Source organism: Aureimonas sp. SK2 (assembly GCF_029813115.1).
Classification (GTDB): domain Bacteria; phylum Pseudomonadota; class Alphaproteobacteria; order Rhizobiales; family Rhizobiaceae; genus Aureimonas.
Genome location: NZ_JAPZDS010000015.1, coordinates 17,798 through 37,784 on the forward strand (window position 1 = coordinate 17,798; position 19,987 = coordinate 37,784).

General features: G+C 72.4%; 18 protein-coding genes and 1 pseudogene. 6 read left to right on the forward strand and 13 right to left on the reverse strand.

Features of this window, described 5'->3' with window-relative positions; all coding sequences use genetic code 11:
• Window positions 1–6: 6 nt before the first annotated feature.
• From O5O54_RS17360 to O5O54_RS17375, 4 genes and pseudogenes are all read right to left on the reverse strand, one after another.
• Window positions 7–669, reverse strand: coding sequence for a carbonic anhydrase (locus tag O5O54_RS17360; protein ID WP_279483192.1), 663 nt, complete (start codon window positions 667–669; stop codon window positions 7–9).
• A gap of 117 nt (window positions 670–786) precedes the next feature.
• A pseudogene (locus O5O54_RS17365) lies at window positions 787–1,494 on the reverse strand (DUF429 domain-containing protein); the annotation flags it as partial.
• Entirely contained in the window at window positions 1,491–2,396 is a 906-nt protein-coding gene (gene pdxY, locus O5O54_RS17370) for a pyridoxal kinase PdxY (protein WP_279483098.1), read from the reverse strand. The gene pdxY and the pseudogene O5O54_RS17365, both read right to left, overlap by 4 nt.
• 9 nt (window positions 2,397–2,405) lie before the next feature.
• Window positions 2,406–2,663: a hypothetical protein gene (locus O5O54_RS17375; RefSeq protein ID WP_279483099.1), complete on the reverse strand. Its 258-nt coding sequence runs from the start codon at window positions 2,661–2,663 to the stop codon at window positions 2,406–2,408.
• Window positions 2,664–2,854: 191 nt separating this feature from the next.
• Here O5O54_RS17375 and O5O54_RS17380 point away from each other — a divergent pair, with 191 nt between their 5' ends.
• Complete coding sequence (locus O5O54_RS17380; RefSeq protein ID WP_279483100.1) at window positions 2,855–7,738, forward strand: NAD-glutamate dehydrogenase; 4,884 nt, start codon at window positions 2,855–2,857, stop codon at window positions 7,736–7,738.
• A 45-nt stretch (window positions 7,739–7,783) separates the two neighbouring features.
• On the opposite strand, the gene O5O54_RS17385 is transcribed toward O5O54_RS17380, so the two are convergent.
• A complete protein-coding gene (locus O5O54_RS17385) occupies window positions 7,784–8,119 on the reverse strand; it encodes a hypothetical protein (RefSeq protein ID WP_279483101.1) in 336 nt (111 codons plus the stop codon).
• Between the two features lie 93 nt (window positions 8,120–8,212).
• Window positions 8,213–8,635, reverse strand: a complete 423-nt coding sequence (locus O5O54_RS17390; protein WP_279483102.1) for an SRPBCC family protein — start codon at window positions 8,633–8,635, stop codon at window positions 8,213–8,215.
• Between the two features lie 129 nt (window positions 8,636–8,764).
• Between O5O54_RS17390 and O5O54_RS17395 the strand changes: the two genes are divergently transcribed.
• A complete protein-coding gene (locus tag O5O54_RS17395) occupies window positions 8,765–9,217 on the forward strand; it encodes a PaaI family thioesterase (RefSeq protein WP_279483103.1) in 453 nt (150 codons plus the stop codon).
• Window positions 9,218–9,260: 43 nt separating this feature from the next.
• Here O5O54_RS17395 and purH read toward each other — a convergent pair whose 3' ends face one another.
• The 5 genes from purH to O5O54_RS17420 form a co-directional block, all read right to left on the reverse strand.
• Window positions 9,261–10,874 (reverse strand): bifunctional phosphoribosylaminoimidazolecarboxamide formyltransferase/IMP cyclohydrolase, encoded by a 1,614-nt coding sequence (gene purH / locus O5O54_RS17400; protein ID WP_279483104.1) that lies wholly within the window; start codon window positions 10,872–10,874, stop codon window positions 9,261–9,263.
• Window positions 10,875–10,991: 117 nt separating this feature from the next.
• Window positions 10,992–11,783, reverse strand: coding sequence for a DUF2189 domain-containing protein (locus O5O54_RS17405; protein WP_279483105.1), 792 nt, complete (start codon window positions 11,781–11,783; stop codon window positions 10,992–10,994).
• A gap of 343 nt (window positions 11,784–12,126) precedes the next feature.
• Window positions 12,127–12,330, reverse strand: coding sequence for a hypothetical protein (locus O5O54_RS17410; protein ID WP_279483106.1), 204 nt, complete (start codon window positions 12,328–12,330; stop codon window positions 12,127–12,129).
• 78 nt (window positions 12,331–12,408) lie between these two features.
• On the reverse strand, window positions 12,409–14,103 hold the full coding sequence (locus O5O54_RS17415; protein ID WP_279483107.1) for a heparinase II/III family protein: 1,695 nt from the start codon (window positions 14,101–14,103) through the stop codon (window positions 12,409–12,411).
• 165 nt (window positions 14,104–14,268) lie between these two features.
• On the reverse strand, window positions 14,269–15,651 hold the full coding sequence (locus tag O5O54_RS17420) for an RsmB/NOP family class I SAM-dependent RNA methyltransferase (protein WP_279483108.1): 1,383 nt from the start codon (window positions 15,649–15,651) through the stop codon (window positions 14,269–14,271).
• Between the two features lie 105 nt (window positions 15,652–15,756).
• On the opposite strand from O5O54_RS17420, the gene O5O54_RS17425 reads away from it, so the two are divergent.
• On the forward strand, window positions 15,757–16,269 hold the full coding sequence (locus tag O5O54_RS17425) for an ankyrin repeat domain-containing protein (RefSeq protein WP_279483109.1): 513 nt from the start codon (window positions 15,757–15,759) through the stop codon (window positions 16,267–16,269).
• An 11-nt stretch (window positions 16,270–16,280) separates the two neighbouring features.
• Here the strand turns inward: O5O54_RS17425 and O5O54_RS17430 are convergent, their stop codons facing one another.
• Together O5O54_RS17430 and htpX are read right to left on the reverse strand one after the other, a co-directional pair.
• Window positions 16,281–17,444, reverse strand: a complete 1,164-nt coding sequence (locus O5O54_RS17430; RefSeq protein WP_279483110.1) for a GGDEF domain-containing protein — start codon at window positions 17,442–17,444, stop codon at window positions 16,281–16,283.
• Between the two features lie 128 nt (window positions 17,445–17,572).
• Window positions 17,573–18,514, reverse strand: coding sequence for a zinc metalloprotease HtpX (htpX, locus tag O5O54_RS17435; protein WP_279483111.1), 942 nt, complete (start codon window positions 18,512–18,514; stop codon window positions 17,573–17,575).
• Window positions 18,515–18,670: 156 nt separating this feature from the next.
• Between htpX and O5O54_RS17440 the strand changes: the two genes are divergently transcribed.
• From O5O54_RS17440 to O5O54_RS17450, 3 genes are all read left to right on the forward strand, one after another.
• Complete coding sequence (locus O5O54_RS17440; RefSeq protein ID WP_279483112.1) at window positions 18,671–18,889, forward strand: DUF1674 domain-containing protein; 219 nt, start codon at window positions 18,671–18,673, stop codon at window positions 18,887–18,889.
• Between the two features lie 103 nt (window positions 18,890–18,992).
• On the forward strand, window positions 18,993–19,472 hold the full coding sequence (locus O5O54_RS17445; protein ID WP_279483113.1) for a thermonuclease family protein: 480 nt from the start codon (window positions 18,993–18,995) through the stop codon (window positions 19,470–19,472).
• Window positions 19,473–19,600: 128 nt separating this feature from the next.
• Entirely contained in the window at window positions 19,601–19,921 is a 321-nt protein-coding gene (locus tag O5O54_RS17450) for a multidrug efflux SMR transporter (RefSeq protein ID WP_279483114.1), read from the forward strand.
• The last annotated feature ends 66 nt before the right edge of the window (window positions 19,922–19,987 follow it).

A 19,987-nucleotide genomic window follows, 5' to 3' on the forward strand; every position in this document is an offset into this window, starting at 1 on the left:
GCCGCCTCAGATCACGGCGTCTTCCACGTCCACCAGGGGGCGCTGGAAGTCGCCGGTCTCGGGGTCCATCGCCCAGAGTTCGGCGGTGGAGATGTCGAACCAGGCGCCATGGAGGCTGAGCTCGCCCGCCTCTTCGCGCGCGGCGATGTAGGGGAAGGTCCGGAGGTTCGCGATCGAGGTGCGGATGGAGATCCGCTCCAGCGCCGTCTGGCGCTCGCTCGGCGTCATCAGCTCGTTGGAGGCCACCGTCTCGGCCACCGGCTGGAGGATGCTCATCCACTTGCCGATGAAGTCGCCCGGCGAGAGCGGCTCGGCGTCGGAAGTCAGCGCCGCCTTGATGCCGCCGCAGCGGCCGTGGCCCATCACCACGATGTTCTTCACCTTGAGCGCCTGGACCGCGAATTCCAGCGCCGCCGAGGTGCCGTGGAACTCGCCGTCCGGGTTGTAGGGCGGCACGAGGTTGGCGACGTTGCGCGCGACGAAGAGCTGGCCCGCCCCCGCACCGAAGATCGTCTCGGGCGCCGCGCGCGAGTCGCAGCAGGCGATCACCATGGTCTCCGGCGTCTGGCCGTCGCGGGCGAGCGCCCGGTAGGTCTGCGTTTCCTGAAGATAGCGGCCCTGCACGAAGCTGCGGTAGCCGGACACGAGGGCATCGGGGAGAAGGGGCATCGTCGCTCCGTCGCTGGTTTGCAACGCTTCTAGACCAATTTCTTCCGCACTGCACAGGTCCGGACGGGGCAGCCAGATCGCGATCGGAATGCCGTGGGCGTCGCGCGCCGGAGGATCGGGAAAGGGCCGCGCGCGCGCCGTCGCCACGGACCGCGCGACGAGAAGCATCGCGCAGGCGTCGAGGCGGTCGTCCTCGCCGACGCCCGCCGGACGGGGCGCGTCGATCAGCGCGGCGGGCACGCCCAGGCGGACGAGCAGCGCCCGCCGCTCTCCAAGGCCCGCCCCCTGCGGCCGCCCGCCGGCCTTCTTGGCAGACGCCATCGCCCGGCCGCCGTTCAGGACCGCGAAGGCCGCCTCCGGGTGGCTTTCCAGGACACGGCCGCACAGCGCCGGGTCGGCCCGCAGGAGCCGGTCGATCTCCAGGATCTTGGGAAACAGCATGAAGCCCTGGCGCGACACGCCGCGCGGCGGCTCGGAGGCCGCACGAGCAAGGGCCGAGGCGCGCGCGTGCGCCGCCCCCCGCGCCGCCTCCCCGGCATGCGGGCCGTCCCAGGCCTCCACCGCGCCGCGCGCCGGGATCGGAAACAGGCTCGACCGCCGAGCCCCGAGAAGCGGCCGCACCGCCGCCTCGGCCGCCCGCCCCGGGCCGTCGATCCGCTCCGGCAGGCCGATCGGCATGTCCACGACGACGAGCGCATCCTCCGGAACGGCGGCGATGAGGGCCGCGAAGTCGGGAAAGACGCGCAGCTCCGCACGCCCGTCGCCGTGCTCGATCGCCGCCGCCCAGCCGCGCCGGCAGCCGTCGATGCCGACAAGGGTCCTCAAGCGCGCCGACCGCCCCCCGCCGGTGCCAGGCGGCGCATCTGGACCATGGCCATGGGGGTCCTCAGGCTGTCGGTGTCGGTTTCCAGCGTCAGCTCGTCCTTGCCTCGCTTGGTGGTGCGGGCGAGGATCTCGAACACGGCGGCCGTGGTCCCCTGGAGCGCCTTCTCGCCGGTGGCGCCCGAAAGGATGCGGGCGAGGAACACGGCGCCGGTGAGGTCGCCGAGCCCGTTGGGCACGCCCTCGATGCGCCGGTGCTCGGCCAGCATCGCCATCCCGTCGGCGACCAGGAGATTGCCGATCCCCCCGCGCAGGAGCGGAAAGGCCGAGGTGACGACGACCTGGGCCGGCCCCAGCGCGCTCGCCGCCTCGATCAGGTGGTCGTTGGTGGAGAATTCGAGCCCGGTCAGGAATTCCAGCTCGAAGCGGTTGGGCGTCGCGATGTCGGCGCGAGGGACAAGCAGGTCGCGAATGGCGGCCACCGTCTCGGCCGGCTGGTAGAGGCGCCCGCCCCCCTCCCCGCCGTCGCCGACGACAGGATCGCAGAGGTAGAGAGCCTTCGGGTTCGCCCGCCGCACGGCATCCACCAGCCGCGCGGCGGGCTCCACCTGATGGGCGGCGCCGAAATAGCCCGTGATCACGGCCCCGACCTCGCCGAGCCAGGGCGCGCGGGCAAGATCGTCGACAAAGGCGGAGAACGCCGCCTCGTCCGGCACGATGCGCGTCGCCGGCCCGTGGCCGGGATGCCAGGGCAGCGTCACGGTCGGCACCGACCAGACGGGATGCCCGAGCGACTCCAGCGCGAACACCACGGCCCGGTTGCCCACCGTGCCGCGCGCGACGTGGCTGGAGATCGACAGGACGGCAGGCTTGTCCCCGCCGGGGGAGGAAACGGAAGAGGACATCGGCGCCGATCAGGGGGACGAGAGCTGGACGGCGAGGCCGATCGCGAGGGCGAAGAAGGCGAGAAGGCCGGCAAGCCGCCCGATGCGCGTGCCGATCACCTCCATCCGGTCGGCCGGATCGGCGTCGCCCGCCCAGAAGTGGCGGCGCAGCCCGCGCGACATGCTTTCGGCCGCCGCGCCGGTCTGGGGGTCGGTCTCCTGCCGGACGCGGCGCAGGATGGCCTCGGCCTCGGCCTGCCGGGCGTGGTCGTCGGGGCGGTTCGTCATGGCCGGACCCTCGCGCAAAAGCGTGGCGAGAGCAATACGAGCCGGCGGCCCGCCGGGCGACTTGCGGTCGTGCCGCCCTATAAGGGAGGTTGCCCCGGCGGGTCCCTCATGGTCCCGTCACGGGCCGATGAGATGATTCGCATGGGGCCGGTTTAGCGCCCCGGCAGGCAGTTCTTCCCGAGGGGATCCGCATGGCGACCGAGCCGAACCCGACCAAGACCCGGATCATCACCGGCGCCCTGGCGCACCTGCCCGAGGGCGGGGCCGGGGCGCGGCTGGCGCCGCTCCTGTTCGCGCGCCCGCCGGCCGAGGACCTCGCCGCCTTCTCGCCGGACGCCCTTGCCAAGCTCGCCGACGAGGCGGTGTCGGTGCTCGACCGCCACCGGCCGGGCCGGGCGGTGGTCTCCGTGCGGCGCCTGCGGGGCGAGCTCCGGGCCGGCGAGCCCGTCACCGCCGTCACCATCGCCCATGACGACATGCCCTTCCTGTTCGATTCGGTGATCGCCGAGATCGCCGACCGGGCGCCCGCCATCCACGAGATCTCCCATCCGATCCTCCTGATCGAGCGCGGCGCGGACGGTGCGCCGTTGCGCCTGTCCGAGCGCCGGCCGGGGGCGGCGGGCGGCGATCCCGTCAGCCTGATCCAGGTGGTGATCGAGCCGATGCCGGACCCGGCGGCCGAGGAGGCGCTGGCCCGCAGCCTGGAGGCGATCCTCGGCGAGGTGGCCGTCGCCAATGCCGACTTCCCGGCCATGCGCGCGCGGGTGGAAGAGGCCGCCCGCGCCATCGAGGCGCGCGCCGCCGCGCAGCGCGACGAGGGCAAGGCGGGCGCCGACCGGGAGGGCGCCGCCCTTCTCGACTGGCTCGCCGCCGGCAACTTCATCTTCCTGGGCCTGCGCGAATTCTCCTATCATGCCGAAGGCGAGGCGCTGCGCCGCGTGGAGGGCAGCGATCTCGGCATCCTGCGCGACCCGAACGTGCGTGTCCTGCGCCGCGAGGGGGCGACGGACGCACCGAGCCCCGAGCTGCGGGCCTTCCTGGAGGATCCCGAGCCGCTCATCGTCGCCAAGGCCAACAGCCGTGCGCGCGTCCACCGCCGCGCCTACATGGACTATGTCGGCGTCAAGCTGCGCGACGCGGACGGGCGGCTGACCGGCGAGCTGCGCGTGGTCGGCCTCTTCGCGTCCGGCGCCTATACCCAGCCGCTCGCCTCCATCCCCTACCTGCGCGCCAAGGCCGCCACCGTCACCGAGCGCTTCGGCTTCAACCCGCGCTCCCATTCGGGCAAGGCGCTGGCGGTCGCGCTCGAGACCTATTCGCGCGACGAGATGTTCCAGATCGACGTCGATCTCCTGGAGCGCTTCGTCGGCATCGTGACCGAACTCGGCGAGCGCCCGCGCATCCGCGTCCTGCCGCGCATCGACCGGTTCGACCGTTTCGTCTCCGTGCTCGTCTTCGTGCCCCGCGAACGCTACGACGCGCGCCTGCGCGACGAGATCGGCGTCATCCTCGCCGACCGCTACGACGGCCACGTCTCGGCCTATTACCCGAACTTCCCGGAAGGCTCGCTCGCCTCCATCCACTACATTATCGGACGCACCGGCGGGCCGACGCCGGAGGCGGACGTCACCGAGATCGAGATGGTGATCGCGGCCATCGCGCGCGACTGGTCGCTCGCCTTCGAGCGGGCGGCCGCGCGCACCGGACGGCTGGGCGAGCTGACGGCGCTCGCCCCCGGCCTGCCGGGCGGCTACCGTGACGCGGTCGACCCCGAGGAGGCGGTGGAGGACGCCGCGCGCATCCTGGAGCTGCGCGCGGGCTCGCCGCTCGGCATCGACTTCTACCGCCGCGAGGGCGACGAGGCCGCCTCGCTGCGCCTCAAAATCTTCCATCTCGGCGAGGCCCTCCCCCTGTCGCGCCGGGTGCCGATCCTGGAGAACATGGGCTTCTCGCCGCTGGCCGAGCAGACGTACGAGATCCTGCGCGCCGACGGAAGCCATGTCTGGCTGCACGACATGGAGTTGATCCCGCGCTCCAGGTCCTTCGCCGCGCCGACCGACAAGGGGCTCGCCCTGGAGGCCACGCTCCAGGCCGTGGTGGACGGGCGCATCGAGGACGACGCCTTCAACGCGCTGGTGCTCGGGGCCGGGCTCGACTGGCGCGAGGCCAACGTGCTGCGCGCCTATGCCCGCTATCTCCGCCAGACGGGCTTCGCCACGACGCCCGAATTCATGGCGCAGGTGCTGGAGCGCCAGCCGGACGTGGCGCGCGCGCTGGTCGCCCTCTTCACCGGCGCCTTCGACCCGGCGCGCGAGCGCCGCGCCGACGCGCTGCCGGACGAGCTCGCCGAGGACGCGGAAGCGGTCCAGGCCGCCGCCCGCGGCACGCTGGAGCCGCTCCTGGCGCTGCGCCGCTCGCTGGACGCCATCACGAGCCTCGACGAAGACCGCGTGGTGCGCCGTCTGATGGGCGCCGTGCTGGCCACGCTGCGCACCAACTTCTACGCCGTGCCCGACGTCTCGGCCGACCCCAACTCGGTGCCGACAGCGGTCAAACCCGCGCTCGCCTTCAAGATCGACCCGCACCGGATCGAGGGCATTCCTGCCCCCGTTCCCTATCGCGAGATCTTCGTCTTCGACGCGCGCGTCGAGGGCGTGCATCTGCGCTTCGGCCCGGTGGCGCGCGGGGGCCTGCGCTGGTCCGACCGAAGCCAGGACTACCGCACCGAGATTCTTGGCCTCGTGAAGGCGCAGCAGGTCAAGAACGCGGTGATCGTGCCGGTCGGCTCCAAGGGCGGCTTCTACCCCAAGCGCCTGCCGGACGCCGCCAACCGCGAGGCCTGGTTCGAGGCAGGCCGTTCGGCCTATGTCGTCTTCATCGCCTCGCTCCTGTCGGTCACCGACAATATCGAGCCGTCGGGCGAGGCGGTGACGCCGACCGGCGTCGTCGCCTATGACGAGCTCGACCCCTATTTCGTGGTAGCCGCCGACAAGGGCACCGCGACCTTCTCCGACACGGCCAACGCGGTCGCGCGCGCGCGCGGCTTCTGGCTGGACGACGCCTTCGCCTCCGGCGGCTCGGCCGGCTACGACCACAAGGCGATGGGCATCACCGCGCGCGGCGCCTGGGAGGCAGTGAAGCGACACTTCCGCGAGATGGGCCGCGACGGGAAGGCCTGGGACATCCAGTCCGAACCCTTCACGGTCGCGGGCTGCGGCGACATGTCGGGCGACGTCTTCGGCAACGGCATGCTCCTGTCGAAGAAGATCCGGCTGGTCGCCGCCTTCGACCACCGCGACATCTTCATCGACCCGAACCCGGACGAGGCGCGCTCGTTCGAAGAGCGCCAGCGCCTCTTCGCCCTGCCCCGCTCGTCCTGGGCCGACTTCGACCGCTCGGTCATCTCGAGCGGCGGCGGCGTCTTCTCGCGCCGCGACAAGCTGATCCGCCTGTCGCCCGAAGCCGCCAACGCCATCGGCTTCGACAAGGCCTCAGGCACGCCGGCCGAGATCATCTCGGCCATCCTGAAAAGCCCGGTGGACCTCCTCTGGTTCGGCGGCATCGGCACCTATGTCCGCGCCTCGACCGAGACCAATCTCGACGTCGGCGACCGCGCCAACGACGCGGTGCGCATCGCCGGCCGCGAGGTGCGCGCCAAGGTCATCGGCGAGGGTGCCAATCTCGGCCTGACGCAGGCCGGGCGCATCGAGGCGGCGCGCTCGGGCGTGCGGCTCAACACCGACGCGATCGACAATTCCGCCGGCGTCAACACGTCGGACGTCGAGGTCAACTTCAAGATCGCGCTGCGCCAGCCGCTCGCCGAGGGACGCATCTCGCGCGAGGAGCGCGACCGGCTGCTCGGCTCCATGACCGACGAGGTGGCGGCGCTGGTGCTGGCGAACAACTACGCGCAGACGCTGGCGATCTCGCTGGAGGAAAAGGCCGGGGTGTCGCGCCTCGCGCTTCAGGCCCGGCTGATGTCGGCGCTGGAGGAGATGGGCGCGCTGGACCGGCAGGTCGAGACCCTGCCCTCGCCCGGCGCCATCGCGGACCTTCGCGCGCGGGGCCAGTGCCTGACGCGGCCGGAACTGGCGGTGCTGCTCGCCTATGCCAAGATCGACCTCTTCAACACCTTGGTCGCAGGCCCGCTGCCGGACGACCCCTATCTCGCCGGCCGGCTTCTCGCCTACTTCCCCAAGGCGCTGCGCGAGAAGTTCGAGGCGGACGTTCTCGCCCATCGCCTGCGGCGCGAGATCGTGGCGACCGGGCTCGCCAACGGCTTCGTCAACCATCTCGGCCTGTCCTTCGCCACGGTCCTGCGCGATGCGACGGGCCGGTCGGGCTCGGTTCTGGCGGCCGCCTATGTCGCGATCCACGACGGGTTCGACATCGCCGACCTCCTCCGGCAGATCGACGCGCTGGACGCCCGCCTGCCGGGTTCGGTCCAGAACGACCTCTATGCAGCCGTGTCCTTCTTCCTGCAGGTCGGGGTCGCGGGCCTCGCGCGCTCGGGCGCCTTCGACCTCGGCGAGACGGCGGGGGCGCTCAAGCGCCTGTCCACCGAGTTCGGCCCGTCGCTGGTGGATCTCGCCAGCGACGGCGCGCGCGCCGAGTTCACCGCCGCCCAGGCCGCCTGGGTCGCCGCCGGCGTGCCCGACGAGTTGGCCACCCGCATCGCCCGCCTGCCGCTTCTCGCCCTCCTGCCGGACGTCGAGCGTGTTTCACGTGAAACGGGACGGCCGTTCGGCGAGGCGATGCGCGCCACCTTCGCCATCACGCAGGCGCTCCACATCGGCCGGCTTGAGGAGGCGCTCGTCTCGCTGCGCCCGTCCGACTACTACGAGACGCTGGCGCTGGAGCGCGCCGGCAGCCAGATCGCGCGCGAGCGCCGGCGCCTGACCATCCTCGCGCTCAGCGAGGGCGACGGCGAGGACCCCGTGGCCGCCTGGACGGCGGCGCAGGGCGAGGCCGTCCGCACCGCCGCCGAGCAGCTCCAGCGCCTGGCGGGAACCGGCGAGACCTCCGTCTCCCGGCTGACGCTGGCCGCCGGTCTGCTCCAGGACGTCGGCCTCTGAGAGTACGCGGCCCCGGCGAACCGGCTTCGCCGAGGCTCTTTCGCGTCAGGTCGGATTCGCGCCGCCGGGCTGAGCCGGTGCCGCTTCCGGCGGAATCACCGGCGTCGTGCCGGGATCGGGCGCCGGGACCGGCGCTTCGATCCCGGTCGCGCCGGTCGGCGGCGGCACCAGCACGCCGCCGCAATCGGCGAGCTGGCCGCTGAGGGTCTGTCCGTCCGCCCCGTCCGGCTGCGCCGCGCATGGGTCGGTGGACGGGGGAATGGCCTGGAGGGGCGTGTCCTGGCTGCCGGGCGCCGGCGTCGTCGGGGTGGTCTGCGCCAGGGCGGGCGCGGCGCCGAGAAGAAGCATGGCGCAAAGGGCGCCGAGCGGGCGTCGGGTCATCGTGCATCTCCTGTTGAGGAGACGGAACGCCGGCCGCGCCCGATCGCTCCCGGACGCCCGTCGGCGGCGATCGCGCCGAGGGCGGCGACCGTTTCAGCCGGCGGGCGCGCCGTCCACGTGCCGGCGGAAATTGTCGAGGATGGCCTGCCAGCCGCCCCGCTGCTCGTCGCGGGAATGCTCGGTCTCCGGATCGAACGACACACGAACGAGCGTCCCGTCGCCCTCGGGAACGAACAGGATGGTCGCCTGCCGATCGCCGAACCGCGTGTCGATCCGCTCCTCCCGGACGACGGCGGTGTAGGTCCCGGCGAAGTCGAAGCCCATGCTTCCGTCCTTCGCCTCCATGCGCCAGCTGAAGGCGCCGCCCGCCCGCAGATCGACGCTGGCGGCGGGGCAGTGCCAGTCGTCGGAGGCGAAGTTCCACTGCCGGATGCGGTCGGGCGCGGTATAGGCGTCCCAGGCCTGCGCGACGGGGGCGCGCACGCGGGTCTCCACGGTGATCCGGTCGCTCGTCATTCTCGTCCTCCGTCCCGGCCTTGCGTCCGGCCCATTTCATCCCGAACCGCAGGGCGAGACAATGGCGGTCGCGGTTCTTCCCTGCGCCGAACCGTGGCCAAGCGGCGGACGAGTTGCTACGCCAGCGGGATGCACCGAGCCCCCTCCTCTTCCCTCACGCCGCGCCTCACCCTTGCCGAGGTGACGGCGTTTCTCGACGCCGCCTTTCCGGCAGAGGCGCGCGGGGCTCTGGGGACGGTCGTCGAGATCGCGCCGGGGCGGCTGCGCATGCGGCTCGAGCCGACCGCGGCCATGCTCCGGCCGGGCGGCATCGTGGCAGGCCCGACGCTGATGGGTCTGGCCGACGTCGCGGCCTATGCCGTGATCGCGGCCCATCACGGGCCGGAGGCGATGGCCCTGACCAACACCCTGTCGATCACCTTCCTGCGTCCCTGCGGTTTCCGGCCGATCACGGCGGAGGCCGAGCTTCTGAAGCTCGGGCGCCGGGTCGCGACGGTGGACGTGCGCATCCGGGAGGCCGGCGAAAGCCGGCCGGTCGCGCAGGCGACGGTCGGCTACGTCCTGCCCGAGACGGCGGGCTGACACCGGCGCGGATCGGGCCTCCCCTTTCGCGCCGGGCGCGGGGTCAGTGCCGGAAGTGGCGCATGCCGGTGAAGACCATGGCGATGTCGTGCTCGTCGGCGGCCTGGATCACCTCGGCGTCGCGCATCGAGCCGCCCGGCTGGATCACCGCCCGCGCCCCTGCCGCCACCGCCGAGAGGAGCCCGTCGGCGAAGGGGAAGAAGGCGTCGGACGCCACCACCGAGCCCTGCGTCAGCACCGGGCCGCCGGCGCTTCCCACCGCGTCCTCGGCCTTGCGGGCGGCGATGCGGGCCGAATCGACGCGGCTCATCTGCCCGGCGCCGATGCCGACCGTCGCGAGGTCCCGCGCATAGACGATGGCGTTGGACTTCACGTGCTTGGCGACGCGGAAGGCGAAGCGCAGGTCCGCCATCTCGGCCTGCGTCGGCGCGCGCTTCGTCACCACTTTCAGGTCGAGCGCGTCCACCGTGCCGGCATCGCGCGACTGGACGAGGAGCCCGCCGGCCACCGACTTGACGCTGAGTCCCGACGCGCGCGGGTCGGGCAGGCCGCCGGTCAGGAGCAGGCGCAGGTTCTTCTTGGCGGCGATCAGCTCGATCGCGGCCTCGTCGGCGTCCGGCGCGATGATGACCTCTGTGAAGACCTTGACGATCTCCGCGGCGGCGGCGGCGTCGAGCCTGCGGTTCACCGCCACGATGCCGCCGAAGGCCGAGACCGGGTCGCAGGCGAGCGCCCGGCCGTAGGCTTCGAGGAGCGAGCCGCCTTCGGCGACGCCGCAGGGGTTGGCGTGCTTGATGATGGCGACCGCCGCCGTGCGCTCGGGGTCGAACTCGGCGACCAGCTCGAAGGCGGCGTCCGTGTCGTTGATGTTGTTGTAGGAGAGCTCCTTGCCCTGCACCTGCCGCGCCGTGGCGACGCCCGGGCGCCCCGAGCCGTCGAGATAGAAGGCGGCCGACTGGTGCGGGTTCTCGCCGTAGCGGAGCGAGGAGGCCAGCGTGCCGGCAAAGGCGCGCCGGGCGGGCGCGGCATCGCCCTCCTCGGCCGCGAACCAGGTCGAGACCGCCGCGTCGTAGGCGGCCGTCATGCCGTAGGCCTTGCCCGCGAGGCGCCGGCGCCGGTCGAGCCCGACGGCGCCGCCGCCTGCGCGAAGCTCCTCCAGGAAGCCGGCATAGTCGGCGGGATCGGTGAGGACGGAGACATAGGCGTGGTTCTTGGCCCCCGCGCGCACCATGGCGGGGCCGCCGATATCGATGTTCTCGATGATCGACGCCCGGTCGGCGCCGGACGCCACCGTCTCGGCGAACGGGTAGAGATTGACCACCAGGAGGTCGATGCCCCCGATGCCGTGGCTTTCCATGGCGCCCGCATGGCTCGCGTCGTCGCGAATGCCGAGAAGGCCGCCGTGGACGCCCGGATGCAGCGTCTTCACGCGCCCGTCCATGATCTCGGGAAAGCCGGTCAGCTCCGAGACGTCGCGCACGGGCAGGCCCGCCGCTTCCAGCGCGGCGCGCGAGCCGCCGGTGGACACGAGCTCGACGCCGAGGTCGGCAAGGCCCCGGGCGAGATCCACCAGCCCCGTCTTGTCGAAGACCGACAGGAGCGCGCGGGCGATCCTGTGCCGATCGGGAGCGGGGGTGCGGTTGGCGGCGACGGCCATGGCGGCATCCTTCTGACGGCAGCGCGTGGGGCGCGCGCCCAAGCCGGGCACGCCTCCCATGCCGCCCCCATAGGACGGGCCGGCCCGGCGCACAACCGGTTCCGGCTCGAAGGGCGCTCAGCCCATGACGCGGCGATAGAGATGCCAGGTCGCGTGGCCGAGCACCGGCAGCACCACCGCAAGGCCGACGAGGAGCGGCGCCGAGCCGATCATCACGAGGCCGGCGATCATGGCCGCCCAGACCGCCATGGTCAGCGGATTGGCCCGCACCGCCGCGACGGAGGCCGCCATCGCCTCGCCGGCCCCATAGCCGCGATCGAGAATGAGGGGCAGCGACAGGGCGCCGATCGAGAAGGCGACCGCCGCGAACAGGAAGCCGACGAGATGGCCGACGACCACCAGCGCCCAGCCGGCGGGCGTGGCGAGCAGCGCCTGGAGAAAGGCTGGGTAGGTCGCGGCGGACACCTCCGGCGCGAAGAGCGCGAAGAGGGCTTGCGCGCTGAGGAGCCAGAGGGCGAAGAGGGCGAAGAGCACCAGCGCGACGCGGGCGATCGCCCCGCGCTGGGGGCCTTGCAGCGCGCCGAAGGCCTCGCGCCAGGAGGCATGTTCGCCCCGCTCCTCGCGCCGGCTGATCTCGTAGAAGCCGAGCGCCGCCACGGGACCGATCAGCGCGAAGCCGGCGACCAGCGGGAACAGGACAGGAAAGGCGTTGGCGTTGGTGGCCGCCAGCGCGATGGCGATGCCGGCGATGGGATAGATGGCCGCCAGGAACACGAGATGGGTCGGCCGGCGGCGGAAGTCCGACAGGCCCTTGGCGAGGCTGAGGGTCAGGTCGGCGGTGGTGATGCGGCGGATGGCGGGCAGGCGATGGCCCGTCAGCCGGGAGGCGTCGATGGGCAGAGCTCTCATGATCCGTTCTCCTCTGGCCGAGGATGAGCCGGTCGGATCGTCGGGCCGGTCGGACCGGCGGGAGCGGGCGGCCAGGAGCCGAACTCCCATGCGTGCGATCGGGTCAACTTAGAGACTGTTTCGGAAGTTCCCGGCGGAGGATCGGTGCGGGATTTTGGTCGTTCCACGAGGCGCCAAACGCAGACGATGCCGGCGGCATCGGCGAGGATTGGCAACGACGTGGACGGCCGAAAGACCCGTCGAGCCGACCCGGCGGACTTTCGAAACAGTCTCTTAAGCCTCCGGGCGCCGCTTGGCGAGACGGAGAGCGGCGAGCCGCCTCAAGATGTCGCGAGCGGCCGTGTCAGGGCCGCACGGCGAGCGCCGCGTCGCCCGGCTGGCTGGGTCCGGCGGGCGGGGCGGGTGCCGGGTTCGGCGTATCGGCCGCCGCCGCGCGCCGGCCGCCGAGATCGTCCAGCGTGTTGGGCAGGACCCCGACTGCGCGGTTCATGCCGGCACAGCCGGCGAGAAGGGACAGAAGGCCGAGGGCGAGGAGAAGGCGGGACATGGGCGAACCTCCGGACGGGTCCGCTGGGAGATAGGGCGCGCCGGCCGGCCGGCTGCGACCGTTAGGCGCCTTGCATCGTCAGCCCTGTCGCTCGAAGCGCCAGTTGAGGTCGGTGCGGTCGAGGCAGTCCAGCGGCAGGACGATCTGCCGCGTCCGGCGCGGGCCGGCGGCATCGGCGAAGAAGATGGATTCCTCGAGCTGCGGCTCCCCGTCGGCGAAGAACCACCAGAACTCCTCGCCGTGGACGAGGCGCAGGCCCCCTCCCCCCTGGTCGACCTGGACGTCGGGATGGAGATGGAAGCGCAGGGTCCCCATGGGCTCGTCGCAGGCCATGCGGTGGACGCGCCCCGCCGCCTGGAACAGGCGGTCGATGCCCTCGATCCGCCGCCCGTCGCGCGACAGGAAGATCTGGCGCTCGTGCACGAAGCCGAAGGCCTGGCGATAGCCGTCGTGAGCGGCGGTCAGGAGCTGGCCCTCGTGCGTTTCCTCGCGGTTCACCGGCACGCGGGTGGGACCGGGCAGCAACGGGCCGCCGAGGAAGCGGTCCACCGCCTCCGAGCGCGAGAAGCGCGAGGAGGACTGGTCGTTGAGCGTGAGCGTGGAATGGGCCGCGGTGGTGCGCGACAGGCGCCGCCAACCCCCGTCGATGCGCACCGGCGATCCGCAGTTGACAACCATGCGCCGGCCGCCGGAGGAAAATTCGAGGGCCAGGGTGCCGGCATGCGCCTCGTGCGAGACGTCCGGGGCCGGCGGCAGGCCGGTATCGGCGAGGACCACGGTGAGCCCCGCGGCCAGACGATGGTAGCCGGACTGGCGCATCTGGCTGATCGGCTCGCCGAGCGTCTCGTCATGGGCAAGAAGCGCGGCGGAGAGGTGATGGTCGACCGCGCCGGCGCCGTTGAACAGGGCCTGCGCCCCGTCGCCGTGGCGGAAGAAGCGCAGGGCCGGCAGCATGCGGTCCACGGCGCCGAACACGGCGCGCGGAGCGGGCAGCCCCTGGTCGGCGAAGAGGGCACGCAGGGGCACGAGTTCGGCGAGGATCTGAGACACGGCCGCCGGGTTGCGCGACACGTGGCCGCCGTCGGCATGGACCTGCGCGTCGAGCTCCTCGCCGAGGAACCGGGCAGCCTGCCGAACGGTGCCGGCCCCCGCCGGCTGCACCAGCGCGGCCGCGACCAGCGCGATGCGGACCTTCAGCCGCGGCAGGCCCGCCGGGGCCGAGGAGGCGGTGCGGCGCAGATGCCGGACCTCGATGGAGAGACCGCGCGCGAAGCGCTCGCAGAAGGCGGCGTCGGCACCGGACAGGATGGTCGGCGCATGCGAGATCCAGGCGAGGACGCGGGCCGCCGCGACCTCGTGCTCGTAGGCCAGCGCCCCGCGCTGGCGGCGGGGCAGGCGCAGCCAGTCGCCGACCAGAGAGCGCGCGTGCTCGCAGGACAGGGCGTCGCCGGCCCGCGCGAAATGGCGCAGCCAGCCGAAGCCGTGCAGTTCGACGCGCCAGGGGCGGGCCTCGTCCTTGAGCGAGAAGGGGGAGCGGCCGTTCAGTTCCACCAGCTGCCCGGCGAGCCAGACATGGCCGACATAGAAGCCGCGGGCGACGGAGGGGTCGCCCCGGCGCATGTCGGTGAGGGTCGCTACGGGAAGTCCGGTTCCGCTGGCGGCAAAGGGAAGGGGATGGCGGAGAAGCGCCCGCAGGCGGGCCACGGCGCGGCGAGCGATCTCGCGCGCCATCAGGCCGGCCAGGCGGGGCTCGTCGACGAAGCCCGTCGTCATCCGCATTCCTCCGCCAAATCGTTCCCGTGGACCCGTGCCGGGAGAAGGGCACGGGATTTGCAGGAGCAATTTCGGCCAACAGGGTTAACGAAACCTTAAAAGCACGCAACCAGAAGGCGGCAGGCTGATGCGGAACTGGAATGCCAGGCCCCGGCGGCCGGGGTCTCAGCCCGCGCGGCGCAACCTTGCGGCGAAGAACCCGTCGAGGCCGGAGGCCTCCGGCGTGCCGCGCGCCAGCATGGCGGGGGTGGTTCGCAGGAAGCCCTCGGGCGTGACCGCCTCGGCGAGGCCCGGCACCTCGTCGGGGAGCACCGGCTCGCAGCGGAAGTCCGGCCGCTCGGCCAGGAAGTCGCGCGCCACCGCCTCGCCCTCGACCGGGTCGAGCGAGCAGTTGGAGAACACGAGCAGGCCGCCCGGCGCCACCAGGTCGGCCGCCTGGCGCAGCATGCGGGCCTGGACCCCGGCAAGCTTCTCCACTTCCTCGGGCGTCTTGGTCCAGGCGACGTCGGGATGGCGGCGGATCGTGCCGGTGGAGGAGCAGGGCGCGTCGAGGAGCACGGCGTCGAAGGGCGCGTCGGGGCGGAAGGCGGCGAGGTCGCCGACCTCGGTGTCGGCCTCGAGCCCCAGCCGGGCGAAGTTCTCCTTGAGGCGCCGCAGGCGCGAGGCGGAGATGTCGAGCGCGGTGACGCGGGCGCCGGCCGCGGCGAGCTGCGCCGTCTTGCCGCCGGGCGCGGCGCAGAGATCGGCCGCGCGCCGGCCCTTCAGGTCGCCGAAGAGGCGCGCGGGCAGCGCGGCGGCCGCGTCCTGCACCCACCATTCGCCCGCCTCGAAACCCGGCAGCTCGCCGACCAGGCCCTCGCCGCCGGTGAGCCGGACCGTCCCGGTCGGCAGCACGTCGCCGCCGATCCGTTCGGCGACGGCCGCGGGGTCCGCGCGCGCGGTGAAATCGAGCGGCGCCGGCACGCGGTGGTGCGCGGCGATCGCCAGCGCCGCGGCCTCGCCATAGGCCTGCGTCCAGCGCTCGAAGAGCCAGGCCGGCGTGTCGAGGCGGGGATCCTCCGTCCCCTGAAGCAGCGTCTCTCCTTCGCGGGCGATGCGCCGGAGAACGGCGTTGACGAGCTTGGCGAAGCGGGCGACGCGCGGGTCGGCCGTGGCCTGGCTGACGGCGAGGTCCACGGCGGCCGCGTCGGGCACGTCGAGAAACAGGATCTGCGCCACGCCGACATGGAGGATGTGTCGCAGCGCCGCCGCGCCCGTCGGCAGCGGCTTCTCGATACAGGCGGCGATCACCGCCTCGATCGTGCCCCGGCGGCGGAGAGCCACGGTCAGGATCGCCTTGACCAGGGCCTGGTCGCGCCCGTCCAGCGCCCGGAACTCCGGATGGCCGTGGCCCCGGTCGGTCAGCCCGTCGAGCGAGGTGCGGGTGTCCACCACGGCGGACAGGAGGCGGGCGGCGACCCGCCGCGAGGCGAGGCCCGGGCGCTCGGGCGCGGCCGGCCGCGAGACGGCGGGCTTGGAAGGACGGCGCGGCTTGGCGATCTTGGTCATGGCCGACCCTATGGGCCGCCGGGCGCCCGGGGGCAAGTCCGCCCCGTTGCCTTCGCCGCGCCGGAAAGGCACAGAAAGGCCATCCAAGACGGAGCCTGCCCGGACATGAGCGACGAGACCCCCGACGACGAGACCCTCGCCTTTGCCGCCCGCGTCTTCGCCGCCGCGCGCGAGGGCGACGTGGCGGCGCTGCGCCCGCTTCTGGAACAGGGTCTGCCGGCGGACCTTGCCAACGACAAGGGCGACACGCTCCTGATGCTGGCGAGCTACCAAGGCCATGCGGAGGCGGCCGCCCTCCTGATCGCCCACGGCGCGGACCCCGACCGAGCCAACGACCGCGGCCAGACGCCGCTCGCCGGCACCGCCTTCAGGGGCGAGATCGCGGCGGCCCGCGCGCTTCTGGCGGGCGGCGCGCGCGTCGACGCCGCCGGACCGGACGGGCGCACCGCCCTGATGATGGCCGCCATGTTCGACCGGGTGGAGATGGTGGAGCTGCTTCTCGCCCACGGCGCCGACGCGGGACGCCGGACGCCGGAAGGGCTCGACGCGCTGGGGGCCGCAAGGGCCATGGGCGCGCGCCGCACGCCGGCGCTCCTGGAGCCCGGGCGCGAAGGCTGAGGCCTCCCGGCTCAGGCCATCGCGGCCCGCTGCGGCTCGCCGAGGGCGGGAACCATGGACGGGGCGGCGATCTCGCCATGGGCGCGGATGCCGCCGCCGGCGCGCTTGGCGACATAGGAGGCCGCATCGGCGCGATGGGTTAGCTCGTCGAGGTCCGCCTCCGCGAGGGCGCCGAGGGCAAAGCCGAGGCTGAGGCCGACACGGACGATGCGGTCGCCGCCGATGTCGCAGGGCGCGGTGAGTTCGTCGTGGATGCGGGCGGCGAGGCGCCGCGCCTCCTCCGTTCCCGCCACCCCGAACTGGACCAGGATGAACTCGTCGCCGCCCGTTCGGGCGACGATCGCGGGGTCCGGAGCGATCGGCCGGATGCGTCCGGCCAGGATCGCCAGGAGACGGTCGCCGGCCGCATGTCCCAACCCGTCGTTCACGGCCTTGAACCCGTCGAGGTCGAAGGCGTGGACGGCGACGAGACTCCGCGCGCCCTTGGCCGCGGCGTCGAAGGCCTCACGCAGACCGTGCCGGTTCAGAAGGCCGGTCAAGGGATCGAGCCGCGCCAGCCGCGCCATCTGGAGGCGCAGGGTCACCCCCCGCAGCGCCGTCGTGTAGGCATAGTCCACGCTCTGGATCGCCGCGAGCAGGAAGGTGGTGAAGACCAATGCGAGGATCAGGTGATCGGTGCTGCTAGCTGCGGCCGCCATCGCGATGGGCGGCGATCCGGCGCAGAACAGCGCGGCCAGCGCGACGCGCGGCCGGATCGACACGCGCAGCGTCACGCCGGCGCAATAGGCGAACAGGATGCAGGTGGCCCCAAGATGCAGCGAGACCTCCGGCAGGGCGAGGACCGCGGCCACGAAGAAGGCGACGGAGGCCGCGACACCCATGGTCGAGACGGCATGGCCGCGCTCCCATCGCCGGATCTCCCGCATGCCGCCCTGCCGGCCCGTCCGCAGCGCGCGGCGGTGGCACATCATCACGGCGACCTTATAAAGGGACGTCGCAAGACCGAGGAGCGTGGCCGCGAGAACGACCGGATCGGCGCTCATGCTCCAGCTGTGCAGGCCGACGAGCCCGATGGTCGCGGCCAGGACCAGCACGGGCACGGAGCTGTCGACGAGCGCGGCCACGAGTTCGGCGCGCACCTCCTCCGGCTCGTCCTGCTGAAACCGCTTGACCACGTCGCCCTCGCCTCCCGTCGCGGCTAAGGGTAGACGGCCATGATCAAGTGTGCGTTAAGAGCCGATGACGGACACTGCAGAGGTTAACGGAGGGTGAACTCCCAGGCGGTGAGCTCCGAGCTGGCCCTTCAGCCCCAGGGACCGCCCGGCGACCGGCGCGAGCCCCCGCTTTGCCCGCCCCACGGCCCGGACCGCACCGAGGGCGCGCGCGGCGCGGCGAGCGCGCCCATCTCCGACGCCATGGCGCTGAGCGCGTCGATGCGGTTCTGCGTGTCGGGGTGGGTGGAGAAGAGCCCGTCCATCCGCTGGCCGTTCAGGGGGTTGATGATGAACATGTGCGCCGTCGCGGGATTGCGCTCGGCGTCGTAGTTGACGGTGCGCCCGGCAGCGCCCGCGATCTTGGCGAGCGCGGAGGCGAGCCAGAGCGGGTTGCCGCAGATCTCGGCGCCGCGCCGGTCGGCCGAGTATTCGCGGGTGCGCGAGATCGCCATCTGGACGATCATCGCGGCGAACGGCGCGACGATCATCGCGACCAGCACGCCGACGATCCCCAAGGGATTGTTGTTGTCGCGGTGGCCGCCGAAGAAGAAGGCGAAGTTGCCGAGCATGGAGATCGCGCCGGCCAGCGTCGCGGTGATCGTCATGATCAAAGTGTCGCGGTTCTGGACGTGGGCGAGTTCGTGCGCCATGACGCCGGCGACCTCTTCGGGCGTCAGCTGCCGCAGAAGGCCGGTCGTCGCGGCGACGGCCGCGTTTTCCGGGTTGCGCCCGGTGGCGAAGGCGTTGGGCTGGTCGTTCTCGATCACGAAGACGCGCGGCATGGGCAGGCCCGCCCGCGCGGCGAGCTCCTGGACGATGCCGTAGTATTCGGGGGCGGTTCGCGCATCCACCTCGTGGGCATGGTGCATGCGCAGCACCATCTTGTCGGCGTTCCAGTAGGAGAAGAGGTTCATGACGGCAGCGATCACGAAGGCGATCGTCATGCCGCGCCCTCCGCCGATCAGAAACCCGACGCCCATGAAGAGGGCCGTCATCCCGGCGATCAGCATGGCGGTCTTCACGCGGTTCATGGGCGTTCGAATCTCCTCGACATTGCAGGCGGGCTTGCCAAAGGGCGCGGCACCGCCGATCTCTCGGGCAAAAGGTGGGAAGCCGTTCGAGCGTGGTCAACGCCTGCCGCCGTCCCGCCCTCTGACCTTGCCGTGAGCCGATCCGAAAGCGCCGCCATGTCCGACGAGTCCCCTTCCGCCCCCGCCGCCGAGACCGCACCCACCCGCCGGCTGGAAGACCTCCCGCCCGCCGCCCGCCGGGCGCTGGCGGAAGCCGAGGCACGGCGCGCGGCCGAAGCGGATGCCCAGCGCCCGCCCGAGGTGAACGGGCGCGGCGGCGCCGAGCCGACGCGCTTCGGCGACTGGGAGAAGAACGGCATCATCTCCGACTTCTGAAGCTAGGACCACCATCCTCCGGACCGCCGCCGATTTTCGGCGGAACCGAAAAGCCGGGCGCGGGTTATAGGAATTTCAACCTATCCACGCCATCGTGGCTCCCATGCGATTCTCCCTCTGTCTCCTTCTGGCCGTCCTCCTCGGCACCCCCGCCGGGGCACAGGACTGGCCGCGCGAGATCGACGGGCCGATCCTCGCCCATGTCGTGAAGGTGCGCGACGGCGACACGATCGAGGTGGAGGCGCTGATCTGGCCGATGCAGACGGTGCGGGTGGCGGTGCGCCTGCGCGGCGTCGACGCGCTGGAGCTGAAGGGTGCCTGTGCGGCCGAGACCGCCGCCGCCCGCGACGCGCGCGACCGTCTGACCGCACTGGTCGGCGACGGGCCGGTTTGGCTGACCCGCGTGTCGGGCGACAAGTATTTCGGCCGCGTCCTGGCCGATGTCGCGAGCCGGACGGAGCCCGACCTCGGCGCCCGGCTCCTGCGCGAGGGCCATGTGGATGCCTATGACGGCGGCCGGCGGCGCGACTGGTGCGCGGCCGTCGGCACGCGCCGTGTCGCCCCGTCCGAAAGCCCGGGCTGACCGTTCCTCGTCTTGACGGAAATCAGAGCCTGACCCATGTCTGCGAGGAGGGCGGCGGACGACCGCGCCCCGGCGCTCGGCGCCTTCCGTTCGGGACGACCCGGTTCGAAACAGGGGAGTTCCCTTCCATGCCTTGGGTCTATCTTCTCGTCGCCGGTCTTCTGGAAATCGGCTGGGCGTCGGCCATGAAGCAGTCGGCCGGCTTCACGCGCGTCGTTCCCAGCGTGGTCACCTTCGTGCTGATGTTCGGGAGCTTCGGGCTGCTTGCCGCCGCCATGCGCTCGCTGCCGCTCGGCACGGCCTATGCGGTCTGGACCGGCATCGGGGCGCTCGGCGCCTTCTTCGTCGGCCTCCTCTGGTTCGGTGAAAGCGCCCATCCGATGCGCATCCTTGCCGCCGTCCTGATCCTGTCCGGCATCGTCCTGATGAAATGGGCTCCGGCTGGCTGAAACCGGACGGGGCCGGGTGGCGGCCCGCCCTTCACGCCTTTAGAAGGGTTTCACGTGAAACACGGT

Bases quoted from the DNA above. Each gene is read 5' to 3' on its own strand.
- O5O54_RS17405 (WP_279483105.1), bottom strand. From the start codon at position 11,783: ATGAGAGCTCTGCCCATCGACGCCTCCCGGCTGACGGGCCATCGCCTG.
- purH (WP_279483104.1), bottom strand. From the start codon at position 10,874: ATGGCCGTCGCCGCCAACCGCACCCCCGCTCCCGATCGGCACAGGATC.
- O5O54_RS17420 (WP_279483108.1), bottom strand. From the start codon at position 15,651: ATGACCAAGATCGCCAAGCCGCGCCGTCCTTCCAAGCCCGCCGTCTCG.
- O5O54_RS17425 (WP_279483109.1), top strand. From the start codon at position 15,757: ATGAGCGACGAGACCCCCGACGACGAGACCCTCGCCTTTGCCGCCCGC.
- htpX (WP_279483111.1), bottom strand. From the start codon at position 18,514: ATGAACCGCGTGAAGACCGCCATGCTGATCGCCGGGATGACGGCCCTC.
- O5O54_RS17390 (WP_279483102.1), bottom strand. From the start codon at position 8,635: ATGACGAGCGACCGGATCACCGTGGAGACCCGCGTGCGCGCCCCCGTC.
- O5O54_RS17375 (WP_279483099.1), bottom strand. From the start codon at position 2,663: ATGACGAACCGCCCCGACGACCACGCCCGGCAGGCCGAGGCCGAGGCC.
- O5O54_RS17410 (WP_279483106.1), bottom strand. From the start codon at position 12,330: ATGTCCCGCCTTCTCCTCGCCCTCGGCCTTCTGTCCCTTCTCGCCGGC.
- O5O54_RS17395 (WP_279483103.1), top strand. From the start codon at position 8,765: ATGCACCGAGCCCCCTCCTCTTCCCTCACGCCGCGCCTCACCCTTGCC.
- pdxY (WP_279483098.1), bottom strand. From the start codon at position 2,396: ATGTCCTCTTCCGTTTCCTCCCCCGGCGGGGACAAGCCTGCCGTCCTG.
- O5O54_RS17385 (WP_279483101.1), bottom strand. From the start codon at position 8,119: ATGACCCGACGCCCGCTCGGCGCCCTTTGCGCCATGCTTCTTCTCGGC.
- O5O54_RS17445 (WP_279483113.1), top strand. From the start codon at position 18,993: ATGCGATTCTCCCTCTGTCTCCTTCTGGCCGTCCTCCTCGGCACCCCC.
- O5O54_RS17360 (WP_279483192.1), bottom strand. From the start codon at position 669: ATGCCCCTTCTCCCCGATGCCCTCGTGTCCGGCTACCGCAGCTTCGTG.
- O5O54_RS17415 (WP_279483107.1), bottom strand. From the start codon at position 14,103: ATGACGACGGGCTTCGTCGACGAGCCCCGCCTGGCCGGCCTGATGGCG.
- O5O54_RS17450 (WP_279483114.1), top strand. From the start codon at position 19,601: ATGCCTTGGGTCTATCTTCTCGTCGCCGGTCTTCTGGAAATCGGCTGG.
- O5O54_RS17440 (WP_279483112.1), top strand. From the start codon at position 18,671: ATGTCCGACGAGTCCCCTTCCGCCCCCGCCGCCGAGACCGCACCCACC.
- O5O54_RS17380 (WP_279483100.1), top strand. From the start codon at position 2,855: ATGGCGACCGAGCCGAACCCGACCAAGACCCGGATCATCACCGGCGCC.